Genomic DNA, 14,902 nt, shown 5'->3' with positions numbered 1-14,902 from the left:
ATTTATACATTATCTTTAAAAATGTAGTAACGATATATACTAATTTTTTCATTTATGGCATACAGTTTCCCTGATTAACGCTCATCTACCCTTTAGAGTAATTATCACTGATTAAGAAGACTGGGAACAGGGCGAATATATGGCGAGACTAACTTTTTCACTTAATTTTTCGCCGTCACTTGTGGTACGGTTCATTCCGGTTAATCTTCACTGCGCGATAAATCTGCTCCACCAGCACCAGCCGCATGAGCTGATGCGGCAGGGTCATGCGCCCGAAGCTCAAGCGCTGCTTCGCGCGGCGCAGCACCTCATCGGAGAGCCCATGGCTTCCTCCGATGACAAACACGACATGGCTCGTCCCATACGTGCCGAGCTTGTCGATCTCTGTTGCCAGCTCCTCGGAACTCCAGAGCTGGCCGTCCAATGCGAGCGCAACCACATGCGCCTCGCTCTTCACATGCGCGAGGATGCGTTCACCCTCGCGTTCCTTCACCGCCCGCACCTCAGCTTCGCTCAGGGTGTCGGGCGCCTTTTCGTCTGCGACCTCGATCATCTGAAACTTGATGTACGTGGCGAGCCGCTTGGCATATTCCTGAATGCCCAGCGTCAAATATTTTTCCTTCAGTTTGCCTACGCCAATAATCTGAATCAACATGAAGATTCATTCCTCCTAATCGTCCTGCGAGATAATCTATAAGTAAGATGCTTCAACACATCGTTTGTTCCAATATTTAAAGCTAACGAACTCCACACACCTTATCCAGCCCCATTATGGCTACCGTAGTATCTAAATAAATGAGACACCCTATTTCAGGCAAAACACGCCAAAAACACAAAAAGAGCGCTCCGACACGCTCTCTTTGCTTCTTGCCTGTGATGTTCATACCGGATGGCAGGCGAGCGAGTGCATCCATGACAGACGCACCAACTGCGGATGCCTACACAGTACGCTAGACGACTAGATACTCGGCCTTTTGTTCGCACTCGGCGCACTTCGCAGGCGGGTCCCAATCGGCAAATTCCGTCTCCTTCAGATCAACGATATCTGGAGCGTCCTCATACTCATCAACAAACATGTCGATGGCGATGTCCACGTGTTCTTTGCATACAACGTACATCCGTTCAAGCATCCTTTCTGTATCCAGCTATGCTCCCGATTCACAACCGCTTATCCATACAGGATAGCCACTTCTCTGTTCTATCACACCTGCAGCGGAAAAGAAACCCCTAGCCCCCATTTATCGTGTCCAACTTCCACCAATCCTCTCATTTCAGCACAAATAAAACCAAAAAAGCGTCACTTCTCGACACCCCGTTAGCATCCCAAAGTAACACTTCTCCAAATTCCTAATCTATCCCACTCATTCGTTACTATTCATATTACCGCACATATGAAAGCCATCGTCCTATTGTATTCGAATCCATATTCAATGGATATTGTATCTTACTCCAGCCCCGACTGCGCCTTCGTCAGCAGCTTGCCACCTTGAAACGCAATAACCGCATTGGCACCAGAACCGCCGGTACCCTTATAATTGTAGACCACCATATTTTCTGCTTCGCTCAATGCCTCGCCTTCACCACCAAGGATATCGATAACTTCCTCTACCGCCATGCCAACCTCTAGCTTTTCATACTGGGCAAACGTAATCAGCACCCCATCTCCCTTTCCAGCCGATCCGTTGTTTCCCGAGCCAACAGGTGCTTTACCTCCAGGCTCATTCACCGCAATCACGGTGGTGCTCAGCTCCTCCAGCTTTTTCTCCAGATCCGCGATCTTCTTGTTCTGTTGACTATTCTTCTCGCTCTGGTCCGCAAGCTTCTTCTCCAGACTTGTAATCTGCTCCTGTAAACCACTAACATCAGCAGTCCCTGACGGGGACACCTCAGAAGTACATGCGGACAAAACAAACAGTGCAGATACCAGACTTGTTCCCCCCACCATGGTTTTCGTCAACCGTTTCATTGAATTAACCCCTTCCGCTCCAGATTGAGAATACAGATCGACAAACAGATGTTACTCGCACAGCCGCCCATCACCAACACATTCCCAACAGTTTACCATAACTGGAACCCTTTATAACAGAGACTTTGGCTCTGGTCCTAACCTATCATTGGGAAACGACAAAATCCCCACTGTAACCTCATGAATGTGGTTTATATGTAAATCAAGATTAGTGCAATAAAAAAGAGCGGATCAACAAGTTGATCGACTCTCCTTTATTACCCTATTTCTGTGTGCCATGTACATGAAAGCAATTCCCTTTACTCCGGTTTATCCGTCAGCTTCACCGACACCTTCTCGGCGTTGCCGTCCCGGTAAAAGGTGATTTCAATCGTATCGCCGATCTTCTTCTTATCGTACAGATATTTCCGCAGATCAAGCGTAGAGGTAATTTTTTGCCCATCAAATTCCGTAATGACGTCATTCAGCTTCATACCCGCATCGGATGCCGGACCGGACGCTTCCAGCACAACCACACCACTGTCCACGTGGGATGGGAGCTTCAGGTCTTTACGCTGCTCGTCATCCAGTGGGGCGTATGGATTACTCAGATCGACGGTATATACGCCCAGATATGGACGAGATACTTTGCCATTCAGCAGCAGGGAATCGACCGTTTTCATCACTTCGTTCATCGGAATCGCAAAGCCGAGGCCTTCAACGCCTGTATCCGAGATCTTCATCGTGTTGATGCCGACCAGTTTGCCGTTCAGATCGGCCAGTGCCCCGCCACTGTTGCCTTCGTTAATCGCCGCATCCGTCTGGATCACGTTTTGTTCCCAGTCATACACACCGTCCTGATTAATGGATACCGGCAGAATCCGATCTGTGTAACTGACAATACCGGATGTTAGCGTACCGCCCAGACCGAGCGGATTCCCGATCGCCAGCACCGTTTGACCGCGCTGAAGTTTGCTGGAATCACCAAGCTCTGCGGCTGGACCGATGCCCTTATCATCTTGCACAGACAATACCGCAATGTCACTAACCCGGTCTTTGCCCACCAGCTTCGCTTTATGCGTTTCCCCGTCCACCGTAACAATCTCCAGATCACTCGCACCCTCCACGACGTGATGGTTGGTCATGATGTAGGCTTTGCCATCTTCCTTTTTGAAAATGACCCCTGATCCCAGCGCAGAATCTTCCATCGACAGGCTGCTGCCCGTTCTATGGTTCACGATGCTCACCACGGAAGGGCGAACCTTCGCAGCTGCCTGGATAATCCGGTCGTACGGATCAGCCGCCTGCGCTGTCTGTGTACCGCCTCCGCCGTTCCCTGCAGCGTTCGCTAGAGGTAATGATGCAGGCTGCATAATAAAGCTGAACAGCGTAACGGTCACGATGGAGCTGATTACCGAACTGATCACGGCTACCTTGACCGTGGAGCTAAAACCCGAGCGTGACTTGCGTGGATTCTGCCAGCGGTCCCGTCCCCTGCCTCCAGGGCGAATGATCTGAAGTTTACCTTTCTGTTCAGGTTCGGCGCGTCTTGATACTTTGGTTGAATAAAAATCGTCTCCAAACAATCCCATCGTGATCCTCTCCCCTTCGTTGTCACGCATCAAGACCCTGACTGCCGCCCGATCGTTGTCGCATGGCCAACGACTGTGTCCTTACGTTACCCCACTCCGGCCACAGCCGAGCTTCCGATCGCTGTTACTCACAAATTTTATTAATTACCCTCTAAATAAGGTGAAAATTTGTTCATAAAGGCGAACGCTTCGCTTCTCCAGCTTCGTTCTGTGTCCTCCGTTACGCGTGTACCGTAAATACCAACTCATTCTTCCATGCGTTCCTGCATACAAAATCGTTTTGCATATCGCTGCCATTCCCATTAACTCGGAATGAAGCGTCTATGTACAACAGAACGAATATCCCATTCTGTCTGTGACTCTATCAGAAATGCTCTCGCATTCTACGACATGCCTTTTTGCGCGCAAAACAGCCTCTACTATAAAAGCTCCTTATATACTAAACACGCCAAATCTTAAAAAGTTGCATAATTACGAAGATTAACGGAAATTTCCGCTATAACGCGCTTAACAATAAAGGTCCCTAGTATCTATCACCACAAAATCCAGTTGGCTAAGCGCAATTTTGCCTATTCCCGTGAACTTTTTCATCTTCTTAAGCAAAATGCAGCCCCTGGTTCAGCATACACGTCCCTTACGTGTAATTATAGCGGCAAAAAGAGGAATGTTTTCCATCAAGCCTGACTACAATAATAGTAAAAGACAATTCGAAGCTTCATAGAAGGAGGATTCACATTATGGATCGCACGCGTACACTCACAGCCATGGATGAAGTTCATATGGCGGCCAAGCTGGCCGATCTCAAGGAAGAGCATTACCGCAACACCCTTGCCCTAAGCACGATTATTGAACTGCTCGTCGACAAAGGCATTCTGACCCGCGAAGAAGTAGAGCGCAAAGCTACCGAACTCGACAGCTTTATGGCTCACCCACCCTATCCCATGGCGTAGGCCGATCATAATACGTATCACAGAGCTTGAACTCATGATCCCGATAAAAGCAACCACGGCTCTCCATCGCATCACGCACGGTCATTTTCGCCAAGTCCATCATATTATGATCCCGGCTCAAATGTGCCAGATACGTGCGCTTGATGCGTCCGTTCATCAGTTCACTAAGCGCAGCTCCCGCCGCTTCGTTCGACAAATGCCCAATGTCGCTCAGAATGCGGCGCTTGGTGTTCCATGGATACCGCCCCATACGCAGCAATTCGACATCATGATTCGCCTCCAGCACAAGTACATCCGAATCCGAGATCGCATCGCGAACCTTGTCGCTCATATATCCGAGATCCGTCGCAACGGACAGCTTCTCACTGCCATCATCGAATGTGTAACCTACCGGTTCCGCTGCATCATGGGAGATGCCGAAGGATTCCACGCGCAGGGAGCCAAAATCATGCTTTTCACCCGTCTCAAATACCCTTCGGTTTTCCTCTGGAATCGCCCCAACGGACTTCTCCAGTGCCGCCCACGTATTCGTATTTGCATAGATTGGTAAATTATATTTCCGAGACATCGCGCCTAGTCCTTTAATGTGATCGGAATGTTCATGTGTAACCAGAATCCCGTCCAGCTCCGTTCCCGAAATCTCCCGTTCCAGAAACAATGCCTCCAGCCGCTTCGCACTGAGACCTGCATCAATCATGAGGGATGTGCCCCCATGCTGTATAACCGTGGCATTCCCTGTCGAACCGCTGGATAACACGGTAAAATAAATCCCCATAACGCATTACTCCCCTGGTTTGTCTGTCTTGGGACTGAATACATCCCCACTGATGCCCTGCACGTACAACACTTCGCCACTTTCCAGCACGAACCGCCATGCCGGCATCGCCACCTGCATATCTGAATTGAACAACTGGCCGTAATAGCCCAACTGAATATCTTTGACAATCGCATCATTTGGCAAAAAGTTCTCGATCAGCGTACCCAGCGCCTTCGACGCCGGAAGCACCTGCTGATCGCTTTCCTCCGCTGTCGTAATCCGCACCGGAGTCTGACGATAACCCGTAATTTTCTGATCGCTGTAGAATAGCTCCAGACTAACATTGAAGAGCGGCCATTTGCCATCCACCAACGGATGAAGCACAAATGCCCCATCCTCCGCCATCAGCTGATCCCATCGATACGTACCAATCTGGGGAATCTCGTCCTGTAGTGCATCCTCCAGCTCGCTTTGCGAGAAGATCAGCTTGCTGTCCACTTTATTTTCCAGTTCAACCTCTATGCCTGTCTTGTTATCTTCAATGAACTCATACGACAGCTTCGGCAGCTTCGGCGTCTCATTCGGAATAGGAGCCAGCACTTGAATGCCCTTCTCCTCCATTGCCTGTTGTGTATTATCCGCCAGCGAGGTGAAGTCCAGATTGGCTCCGGCCGTCTCCCGCGCATCCATCCAGATCTGGTATCCCAGCACCAGATTGAGCAGCAGGAAGGCATAGATCAATACATTTTTCGCCCGTCCCCAATCCAAAACATCCACCTCCATCATTAGACTTCTTGAAATACTTTCTAAAGTTGCCCAACCTGCCACCGCTACTTTAGTCTTTTATAGACTTTGAACATAAAGCTCCACGATAACGAGGGGGGCAGAAAAAACCTGGAGAAACGTAGTGCTCGCCTTTATTCTCGGATTTCTCCCTTTAACTAAAGGGAATCAATGAAATCTGGGAATAACAGCGATCGGAAGGTTGTTCTGACCGCGGAGTGGATAGTGCAGCCCACCTTATGTTTAATGACTATAACCCATCAAGAAACGGTGGTCTCCTCCCCGTTTCCAAATCGAATTACCCATACCGGGATGAGCTTCAGTCCATCCTCAATGCTGAATGGACGGTAAGCCGGATACACGTCTACGACCTTACGATTAGTACCCGCCACCTTCTGGATGAGCGCCTTCAGCTTGTCCCCACCGGGCAGGGTGACCGATTTCTTCGTCTCCGCGCCTTCGTTCAGATATTCGAGCGAACGTTCATAGCTGGATACCGTCTCCTGCTGCATCTCCATGCTGATCGTGCCGAACCGGAACTGCATCGAGTCCATAATCGGGAAGCTGCTGTAATATTGCTGGAACTGAAGTTTCGTCTTTGTATCGGTTGTATCCAGCATCATGCGCGAACGACCTTTCCAGCCGCCATGCTGATTCACAAAATCAACCGCGGACAGCGCATCCTTCGCTGCGTCAATCTGTCCCGCAGGCGGCGCCGCTGGATCGGTGTAGCTAATCCAGCGCTGCTCTTGCTTCACTTGCAGACTGCGTTTGCTGTCTGTATAGATCTCCGAGCCATCTTTTTCCCGAATGTTTCGGGTCATGCTTGGATCAAAGAATAGGCTGCGCTGCATTTGTTCGACAGTGAACTGGCCTGTAGGCACGTCAGCCTCAATCGTTTCCAGTGCTTCAGCCGGGATATAATATCCGCCGTCCATCAGCGTATAAGGTGTCCAGCTGCTGCCGAAGTCGACATGCTGCTGCACGTCCTGTACTGTCAGATCCGCCTGCGTCGCCTCGTAGACCACGTCGCCTTTGGCGCTGAAGAACAGTGCGTGTGCCTTTGTTTCATTTTTGGCCGTATAGATCGAGATCCGGTTAATCGTTTCCCCCTGGAAGAGAGAGTCTGTCCCGAGTCGCATCACGCGCTGTAACAACGCTACAGGGATGCCTTCCTTGAACGACAGCTCAAAGCCAGGATTCTCCTTACGAATCTGATTCCAGTTGACCGACTGCACACTCCGACGCTGGAAATCATCAAACGTACGTCCCTGCAACCGTGAATAGATCAACTGATAGAACGTATTGCCCGGATAAAACACCGTATGTTTGTCCTCTCCCAGATGAATAACCATCTGATCAGGGAAAATTAAATCTTCAATATTGCGCTCCTGGCCCATATTCTCGGTTTTCACATAGTTCGTCTCTGACGTCACAATCGAATCGCCCCCACCGGGCAAACGATAGATCAAGAAGTAACTTTGTACCAAACTGGCAACGACGAGGGAAGCAAGCACCAGAGATTTAATCCGCTCTTTCAAGGTGCTCACCTCCTTCCTCACGCATGGGCAGTGTGAACGTTACCGTCGTCCCCACGTCCACCTCGGACTCCAGTGAGATATTGCCATCATGGGCCTTCACAATTTCCCGGGCAATGGACAATCCGAGCCCTGTACCGCCCATACTGCGGGAGCGAGCCTTGTCTACCCGATAAAACCGTTCAAAAATGCGGTCCAGATCCCGCTGTGGAATCCCCATCCCCGTATCGGTCACTGATATGGCGAGAGTATGATCATCATTGCGTCTGGCTGCGATTGTAATCGTGCCACCTTCAAGCGTGTATTTCAGCGCATTGGACACAACATTATCAAGCACCTGATCAATTTGGTCGCGATCCAATGGAACCGCTGGAATCCCGTTCTCTACAGAAAGCACAGATTGAATATCCTTCTGATGCATCTGGAACGAAAAACGATCCGACACTTCTTCCAACATCTCCATGATGTCGGTTGGCTGTTTGCGCAGCATCGCTTCCTTGGAATCGAGCCTGGACAGATGCAGCAAATCCGTAACTAATCGAATCATACGCTCCGTCTCATTCTGGATTACCCCAACGAATCGTCCAGCGAGCTGGGGATCTTCGAGAGCTCCATCATCCAGCGCTTCTGCGTAGCTCTTAATGGTAGTCAGCGGTGTACGCAGCTCATGAGAGACATTCGCCACGAATTCACGCCGTGAAGCTTCCAGTTCTTCCTGCTCTGTAACGTCCTGAAGCACAGCAATCGTACCTGTAATGCCTAGCTCGCGACGATGGACCGGTGTAAACGTCATGCGGATGACAACGGGATCTTCCTGTCCCGCAGGCGCAATCTGGAGCAGCGTCGAGCCTGTAAAACCACTGGCTAACGCTTCAGCATCTTCCGGATCAATGCCCAGCAATACGGCAAAGTGCCTTCCTTCAATGTCCGCCGGACGCATGCCCAGAATGCTGCTAGCACGGCGGTTCACCAGAATGACTTTGCCATATTCGTCCGTTGCGACCACGCCATCACTCATATTGGTCAGAATGGACGTCAGCTTCTCCTTCTCCTCTTCGTTCTGGGAGAGCGCATCCCGCAATCTGCTAGTCATATAGTTGAACGCCCGACTGAGCTGTCCAATCTCATCCGTTCCGAATACAGGCGTCTGCTGATCGAAGTTGCCTTCCGCGACCGCCGTCGCTCTTCGGGTAACTTCCTTGATAGGCTGCGTTATCGTATGTGACAGAATGACACCAAGCACTGCGGTTAATACCAAGGCAATCAAAATGCCTGAGATAAAAATCTTGTTAATGCCCTCCATTGTGGCATATAACTCATTCATCGAGGCGGCGATGTAGACCGCGCCGATAATCTTGCCGCCGGACAGCACCGGCTTGGCAACGACCTTTTTGCGAACATTATCCTCGTCCACGATATATTCCTCATTGTCCCGAATGCCTTGCAGCGCACGGCTGACAACGGTCTGGGTGTTTTTGCGTCCAACATAGTCTGAATGGGAACTTAGCGAGGTGGTCAGCACTTTGCCGCTGGCATCCAGCACCTGAATCTCCGCTCCGTTGATGTTGAACAGGTTGTTTACCAACACACGCAGGTTTTCCGTTTTGTCCTCGCCAGCCTCGGCTTCTCCACCAGCCATCGTCTCTCCCACAAGCACAGACAGCATCTCAGCCCGCGCCTGCAAATCCTCAGTGAAGTTGCTGGTCAACGAGTTCTTCATCGCACTCACAAAATAAACGCCGATCAATTGCATCGCAATCAGAATCAGCAGTACATAGATAATAATCAGTTTCGCCTGAATCGTTCGAAAGAACGAAAATCGCGAGAAACGCCCCATTATATCCCCACGCTTTTGGGACTGCGCACGAGATAACCCAGCCCGCGGCGAGTCAGAATCGTTTCTGGTTTGCTCGGGTTCTCCTCAATCTTCTCACGCAGACGACGAATCGTAACATCAACGGTACGTACATCCCCGAAATATTCATATCCCCATACAGCTTGCAGCAGATGTTCACGTGTCATGACCTTGCCGGAATGCTTCGCCATATAATAGAGAAGTTCGTACTCACGGTGAGTCAGATCCAGCGGTTCGCCGCCTTTGTAAGCTGTATACATGTCCATATCAAACGCCAGATCAAATAAACGCATGACCTGTTTCTCTTCGTCTTCCGGCGCTTCAGCCGTAATGGCAGGCTTCTGCCGTCTGCGCATCTGTGCTTTCACCCGGGCGAGCAGCTCGCGCGTACTGAAAGGCTTCGTCACGTAATCATCCGCACCTAGCTCCAAACCGAGCACCTTGTCGATCTCCCCATCCTTTGCAGTCAGCATAATGATCGGCATCTCCAGATGGGCACGCACCTCGCGGCACACATCCATACCATCCTTACCTGGCAGCATCAGGTCCAGCAGCATCAGATCCGGCTTCTCGGATAACGCCAATTCAACCGCACGAATGCCATCAAATGCGCAGATGACCTCGTACCCCTCTTTTTCCAAATTAAACTTCAGAATGTCCGCAATGGGCTGTTCATCGTCCACCACCAAAATCTTCCCCTGCATCGGCTGTCTTCACCCCTATATCCTGCTTGATCCGCCTTAGCGGTCTATCTCTCTTAATCAACTTATATAAATTGTGTTTCCTACGTTTTCATTGAATATAGTTCATATCATATGGCTTGTTGCCTATAGTCTATAGTTTAACATACCTGAAGCACCGTCACATCCCGATCAGGGCCAATGTGCAGCCCAAACTGAAAAATTTTTACAGCAGCAAAAAACAAGGCCAGCATCAACTGCCAACCTTGCCCTGGATTGCGATATAACTAGTTCAAGTATGTCAACGGATTTTCCACCGTTCCGTTCTTGATAATCTCGAAATGCAGATGCGTTCCGGTCGAACGACCCGTGTTACCCATTACGCCGATGCTCTCACCTTTTTCAACCACTTGTCCAACCTTAACACCAATGCTGTTCAAGTGCCCATAAAGTGTTTCGTATCCATTACGATGGTTAATAATAATAACATTGCCATAACCACTCTTCTGTCCTGCAAAAGTAATCACGCCTTCATCAGACGCTTTCACGTCACGGTTACCGACAAGATCGACACCTTTGTGCTGGCGACCCCAGCGTTGTCCAAAGCTGCTGCTCATCGTAGCGTTTGATACCGGCCAAGCAAATTCACCTGTACCTTCACCGACCACTTTGGTTCCACTCAGAACCACTTCAGTAACTGCTGACTTGATGACTTCCTGGCCAAGCCATTCCTCCTGAACGACCTCACCATTTTCCTTCGTTATCCGATATTGCATGCTTTTCAGACCGCTTTGACCTGGACGCACCACTTTGGTTGTGCCTGCTTTGAGCTCAGCACTTTTGCGTACTTCCACCTGCGGTTTAATCTCAATCTGTTCAACAACCTGCTCTACCGATTTGACAGTAACAGCTGGTTTTGGCACCGTCAGTGTAAGCTCGTCCCCAATTTGCAGTGACGTTTCTTTGATGCCAGGATTATGTTTGCGAATCTCACTTTGCGTAATTTCGTATTTGGCAGCAATGGAAGAGATCGTATCTCCTTCACGCACGACATAAGTTACAGGCGCGTCTTTACCAACGGTTAAAGCTTCAACCGCCTCGGATACATCCCATATTTTGTTTGGATCAGCCTTCACCACATCTGTCGCTACATCTTCCTTGATACCCACCGACTTCAGCGTAGTACTTGGCCCCTCGGCTTTCTTCGAAGAGTTTGCCGATACCGACTTCGTCTTGAGCGAACTGCGCACAGCCGATGCCGATATGTACTTGTTCTGCACTTGTTCCAGAATCGCGTCTGCTGTTGCCTGATCCTTCACAATGCCGATTACTTCACCGTCTACCTTGAGCTCTACACCCTTGGCATAGGCGGTAAGCATGTCGCCGAGCTTGTCCAGCGTCTCATCGCTGTTTACTACGGGTTTGTATGCTTTAATGGTTTCGGTCGTGATGCCATCTGTGTTCAGCACCATTTCCGCTTCTGGATATTTATTTTGGAATTCCTCAGTTTTGTCTGCAAATAATTTCTGTAATTGCGTCTCATCCGTGATGGTGCCAATCTCATTTCCTTTAACCATCACTTTATAATATGGGACGGTGTTTGCAGCAACGTATTGTTTGCCTGCGAATCCGATCGATGCAGCGATGAATAAACCACATGCTGCTGTAATGATCCATTTGCGCGAGGCCAGAACGCGCTTTTTGTTACTACTGAAGTTGGACATGCTCATGTTGTTTTTGTCTTCGGCCGTCCGGTGTTCCCCGGATTGTTCGTGTTCCCGGTTCTTGCCCGGTTGGCGTATGCCTCTGAAACCTTTCATGATTCTCTCCTTTTCAGCACTTCTCAGTTCGCATTTCTGTCAAGACATCACCCACTGTGTCTGTCCCATGCTTGTCGATATTTGTATTCGGGTGTCCGCAAATCAGGACTTTAGCTGCGCTCGTAAAAGTGTCAAAATTTTAACCTTTTATCACACCCGTATACTTTAACACAGGTTTTACACTCATTTCAACTGTACACGTCATAGCGCAAAGCCGCGCCAGGCTTGGTTTTCCTGTATTATCCATAAGATGGAAGATCGATATTCTTCCCCATATCGCTTCTACTTCAGGTATATTATGTACTTATGATCATTTTTAAGACTAGGTTCTAAGACCCACCGATATGTGTTTTCTTTTTCATAAAAATACAAACTGAAATCCCTCGCCAGATCATCTCTAGGGAGGGATTTCGTTGAACTCTTGCTTTAGAGTGCCTCATATTGGCTGGATTATATGCTAACCAATTTCTGCTTTTATTTCATTGCCCGAATGGCCTCATAAATTAAATTTCTCTTATTTACCGCACAGGATTCGATCTTTCGATTCCTTTATGAATATTCAGCAAAGGGTCGCAGATTTACGGATTTCCCTATATGAACTTAGTTTATTCCGCCTGAAGGACTTCCATTAGATTATCGTATTCTTCGCTCGTCAGATACTTGGAGATCACCTGCTCAATATCGCGCAGCTCCTGCTCAGTCAGGCCGCCTTCCATAGCGCCTGAGATTTGCTGCATCTCTTTCTGGGGCAGCTTGTTCATCAGCAGACTGAAAATCTTTTCTTTTTCCTCCAACGGCAGCTTGTCCTTCTTGCCTGTGATGTCATCCGGAGATACTACAATCTCATCATTCCCTGAAGAAGGCGTGCCATTGGAATTCGTACCTGATCCGTTGCCCGATGCTGTACTGTTGCCAGGCGTTGTCCCAGAATCGCTACCCGCATTTGTGCCAGCATCTGCGTCTGTTCCCGTGCCTGAGCTGCCCCCTGGGCTAGATCCCGTAGCAGAAGAGTCCGTTCCTGAGCCTGCTCCTTGACCATCGTCTGTTCCCGTACCCTGTTCAGAGCTGTTGCCTGTATTCGCGCCTGTTTCTCCACTTTCTGTTCCATTGCCCATGACAGATATCGCATCTTCTGGAACGTGTTCCTCCTCCGCTCCTGCCGGCTGATCTGTCGTGCCCGTTCCCGGCTTCTTCTCTTCACCGGACTTACCACCTAATGCACCCTGAAACATGGCCGTTAATCCCATGGGCTGGCCTTCCCACTGAATATTAAAACTCGCCAGCAGCGATTTTACATATGACTGAACGATTAATCCGGTTGTCAGCAGGGTCAGTGAACTGACCAGCATCACGGTAAGCAATATTTTAATGAACCATTGAAGCAACTTCATTCCCGTTCTCTCCCTCCGTTATTCCGACCCCATATCACATTCGATGTTTCAGGATCTATGAGTCTACTGTTAACCAGTATTGACGGAAATCCGGGGATTATATCAGGAAGGCGTGCGAAAAACCCCAGCCATCGCTATTTAAGCGATAACTGGGGCTCTATGATGCCTATATAGGCATATCATTTGGATGAACGTTTACTTCGTATTGCCGAGTTAACCTAGCTGCTTATTCGTAGATAGGAAGAACCTGATTCGTTTGCTCACGGTTACGACCTACAGAGAAGATGGCAATTGGAATGCCTGTCAGTTCGGAAACACGTTTCACATAATTCTGTGTGTTCACAGGCAGATCTTCCAGTTTCTTCGCCGCAGTGATATCTTCGCTCCAGCCCGGAAGCTCTTCGTATACCGCTTCACATTCTGCCAGCATTTTCAGGCTTGCCGGATAGTGAGTGATAACCTCGCCGCGGAATTTGTATCCTGTGCAAATTTTCACCGTTTCCAGACCTGTCATTACATCCAGGGAGTTCAGGGAAAGACCTGTAATCCCGCTCACACGACGTGCGTGACGAACAACTACACTGTCGAACCAGCCGACACGACGCGGACGTCCAGTTACAGTACCGTACTCATGTCCAGTCTCACGAATTTGGTCACCAACTGCATCATGCAGCTCTGTCGGGAAAGGACCATCTCCTACACGTGTTGTATAGGCTTTAGCCACACCGATAACCTGCTGAATACGAGCTGGGCCAACGCCAGAACCGATACATACGCCGCCTGCAGACGGATTGGATGAAGTAACGAATGGATAAGTACCTTGATCAAGATCCAACATAACGCCTTGTGCACCTTCGAACAATACTTTTTTGTCCTCATCGATGTATTCGTTGAGCACCACTGATGTATCACGCACATAAGGACGCAGAATTTCTGCATATCCCAGGTAATCTTTCAGAATTTCTTCTACATCTACAGGCTCGCCGCCATAGACTTGCTCGATTATACGGTTTTTTTCTTTTACCAAATGACGCAGTTTCAGTTCGAACTCTTCCGCATCAAGCAGATCAACCATACGAATACCGATACGAGCTGATTTGTCCATGTAACATGGGCCAATTCCCTTGCCTGTTGTACCGATTTTGTTCGGGCCTTTGCTCTCTTCTTCCAATGCATCCAATACCATGTGATATGGCAGGATGATGTGTGCGCGTTCGCTGATGGACAGGTTTTTGGTCGTAAAGTCATTGTCATGAATATAGTTAATTTCTTCGATGAGTGCCTTCGGGTTGATAACCATACCGTTACCAATTACACATGCTTTGTCTGTGTAGAAGATACCCGATGGAATCATCGTCAATTTATATTTTTTGTTATCGATCAGAATCGTGTGTCCTGCATTGTTACCACCTTGGTAACGAGCAACCACGTCTGCGGATTCCGCCAAATAATCCGTAATCTTGCCTTTACCTTCGTCTCCCCATTGCGTTCCCACTACAACTACCGTTGACATAGTACATACCTCCGTGGGTGCCTTGCGCACCTTTGTATTGGTCTGTCCGTCCTCTATCTCGGCAGGAATTTGAAGTGA

At 49.1% G+C, this 14,902-nt stretch carries 13 protein-coding genes; 1 reads left to right on the top strand and 12 read right to left on the bottom strand.

Going from position 1 to position 14,902, the window contains the following annotated elements:
- Positions 1 to 175 precede the first annotated feature (175 nt).
- The 4 genes from rlmH to CRO25_RS26100 all read right to left on the bottom strand — a co-directional run bounded on the left by rlmH (position 176) and on the right by CRO25_RS26100 (position 3,537).
- A complete protein-coding gene (gene rlmH, locus CRO25_RS26115; RefSeq protein ID WP_079696990.1) occupies positions 176 to 655 on the bottom strand; it encodes a 23S rRNA (pseudouridine(1915)-N(3))-methyltransferase RlmH in 480 nt (159 codons plus the stop codon).
- Positions 656 to 950: 295 nt separating this feature from the next.
- A complete protein-coding gene (locus CRO25_RS26110; protein ID WP_063870633.1) occupies positions 951 to 1,118 on the bottom strand; it encodes a CxxH/CxxC protein in 168 nt (55 codons plus the stop codon).
- Between the two features lie 326 nt (positions 1,119 to 1,444).
- Positions 1,445 to 1,966, bottom strand: a complete 522-nt coding sequence (locus tag CRO25_RS34020; protein WP_231952826.1) for a hypothetical protein — start codon at positions 1,964 to 1,966, stop codon at positions 1,445 to 1,447.
- A 299-nt stretch (positions 1,967 to 2,265) separates the two neighbouring features.
- Positions 2,266 to 3,537 carry a S1C family serine protease gene (locus CRO25_RS26100; RefSeq protein ID WP_079696989.1) on the bottom strand — a complete coding sequence of 424 codons (1,272 nt, stop codon included), beginning with the start codon at positions 3,535 to 3,537 and terminating at the stop codon, positions 2,266 to 2,268.
- A gap of 737 nt (positions 3,538 to 4,274) precedes the next feature.
- Here CRO25_RS26100 and CRO25_RS26095 point away from each other — a divergent pair.
- Entirely contained in the window at positions 4,275 to 4,487 is a 213-nt protein-coding gene (locus CRO25_RS26095) for a hypothetical protein (RefSeq protein WP_053781978.1), read from the top strand.
- On the opposite strand, the gene CRO25_RS26090 is transcribed toward CRO25_RS26095, so the two are convergent.
- The 8 genes from CRO25_RS26090 to CRO25_RS26055 form a co-directional block, all read right to left on the bottom strand.
- Complete coding sequence (locus CRO25_RS26090; RefSeq protein ID WP_062327768.1) at positions 4,456 to 5,262, bottom strand: MBL fold metallo-hydrolase; 807 nt, start codon at positions 5,260 to 5,262, stop codon at positions 4,456 to 4,458. The two genes, CRO25_RS26095 and CRO25_RS26090, sit on opposite strands and share 32 nt — an antisense overlap.
- Positions 5,263 to 5,268: 6 nt before the next feature.
- Positions 5,269 to 6,012 carry a two-component system regulatory protein YycI gene (gene yycI, locus CRO25_RS26085; RefSeq protein WP_063567362.1) on the bottom strand — a complete coding sequence of 248 codons (744 nt, stop codon included), beginning with the start codon at positions 6,010 to 6,012 and terminating at the stop codon, positions 5,269 to 5,271.
- A gap of 275 nt (positions 6,013 to 6,287) precedes the next feature.
- Positions 6,288 to 7,568 (bottom strand): YycH family regulatory protein, encoded by a 1,281-nt coding sequence (locus CRO25_RS26080; RefSeq protein WP_079696988.1) that lies wholly within the window; start codon positions 7,566 to 7,568, stop codon positions 6,288 to 6,290.
- Positions 7,552 to 9,402, bottom strand: a complete 1,851-nt coding sequence (walK, locus tag CRO25_RS26075) for a cell wall metabolism sensor histidine kinase WalK (RefSeq protein WP_063567364.1) — start codon at positions 9,400 to 9,402, stop codon at positions 7,552 to 7,554. The genes CRO25_RS26080 and walK overlap by 17 nt, the downstream gene beginning before the upstream one ends.
- Positions 9,402 to 10,124, bottom strand: coding sequence for a response regulator YycF (yycF, locus tag CRO25_RS26070; RefSeq protein ID WP_062327757.1), 723 nt, complete (start codon positions 10,122 to 10,124; stop codon positions 9,402 to 9,404). The genes walK and yycF overlap by 1 nt, the downstream gene beginning before the upstream one ends.
- Positions 10,125 to 10,387: 263 nt before the next feature.
- Complete coding sequence (locus CRO25_RS26065; protein WP_063567365.1) at positions 10,388 to 11,920, bottom strand: peptidoglycan DD-metalloendopeptidase family protein; 1,533 nt, start codon at positions 11,918 to 11,920, stop codon at positions 10,388 to 10,390.
- A gap of 605 nt (positions 11,921 to 12,525) precedes the next feature.
- Complete coding sequence (locus CRO25_RS26060; protein ID WP_072733924.1) at positions 12,526 to 13,311, bottom strand: hypothetical protein; 786 nt, start codon at positions 13,309 to 13,311, stop codon at positions 12,526 to 12,528.
- Between the two features lie 226 nt (positions 13,312 to 13,537).
- Positions 13,538 to 14,824, bottom strand: a complete 1,287-nt coding sequence (locus tag CRO25_RS26055) for an adenylosuccinate synthase (RefSeq protein WP_079696987.1) — start codon at positions 14,822 to 14,824, stop codon at positions 13,538 to 13,540.
- Between the last annotated feature and the right edge of the window lie 78 nt (positions 14,825 to 14,902).

This window comes from Paenibacillus sp. RU5M, assembly GCF_900221055.1.
Classification (GTDB): Bacteria; Bacillota; Bacilli; order Paenibacillales; family Paenibacillaceae; genus Paenibacillus; species Paenibacillus marchantiae.
Note: the sequence above shows the minus strand (reverse complement) of the source record. Positions and strands in the feature narration are given on the sequence as shown.

What these genes read in the sequence shown, in the direction of transcription:
- rlmH (WP_079696990.1), bottom strand. Translation starts at nt 655, where the DNA reads ATGTTGATTCAGATTATTGGCGTAGGCAAACTGAAGGAAAAATATTTG.
- yycF (WP_062327757.1), bottom strand. Translation starts at nt 10,124, where the DNA reads ATGCAGGGGAAGATTTTGGTGGTGGACGATGAACAGCCCATTGCGGAC.
- CRO25_RS26065 (WP_063567365.1), bottom strand. Translation starts at nt 11,920, where the DNA reads ATGAAAGGTTTCAGAGGCATACGCCAACCGGGCAAGAACCGGGAACAC.
- CRO25_RS26095 (WP_053781978.1), top strand. Translation starts at nt 4,275, where the DNA reads ATGGATCGCACGCGTACACTCACAGCCATGGATGAAGTTCATATGGCG.
- CRO25_RS26090 (WP_062327768.1), bottom strand. Translation starts at nt 5,262, where the DNA reads ATGGGGATTTATTTTACCGTGTTATCCAGCGGTTCGACAGGGAATGCC.
- CRO25_RS26060 (WP_072733924.1), bottom strand. Translation starts at nt 13,311, where the DNA reads ATGAAGTTGCTTCAATGGTTCATTAAAATATTGCTTACCGTGATGCTG.
- CRO25_RS26055 (WP_079696987.1), bottom strand. Translation starts at nt 14,824, where the DNA reads ATGTCAACGGTAGTTGTAGTGGGAACGCAATGGGGAGACGAAGGTAAA.
- CRO25_RS26100 (WP_079696989.1), bottom strand. Translation starts at nt 3,537, where the DNA reads ATGGGATTGTTTGGAGACGATTTTTATTCAACCAAAGTATCAAGACGC.
- CRO25_RS34020 (WP_231952826.1), bottom strand. Translation starts at nt 1,966, where the DNA reads ATGAAACGGTTGACGAAAACCATGGTGGGGGGAACAAGTCTGGTATCT.
- walK (WP_063567364.1), bottom strand. Translation starts at nt 9,402, where the DNA reads ATGGGGCGTTTCTCGCGATTTTCGTTCTTTCGAACGATTCAGGCGAAA.
- CRO25_RS26110 (WP_063870633.1), bottom strand. Translation starts at nt 1,118, where the DNA reads ATGTACGTTGTATGCAAAGAACACGTGGACATCGCCATCGACATGTTT.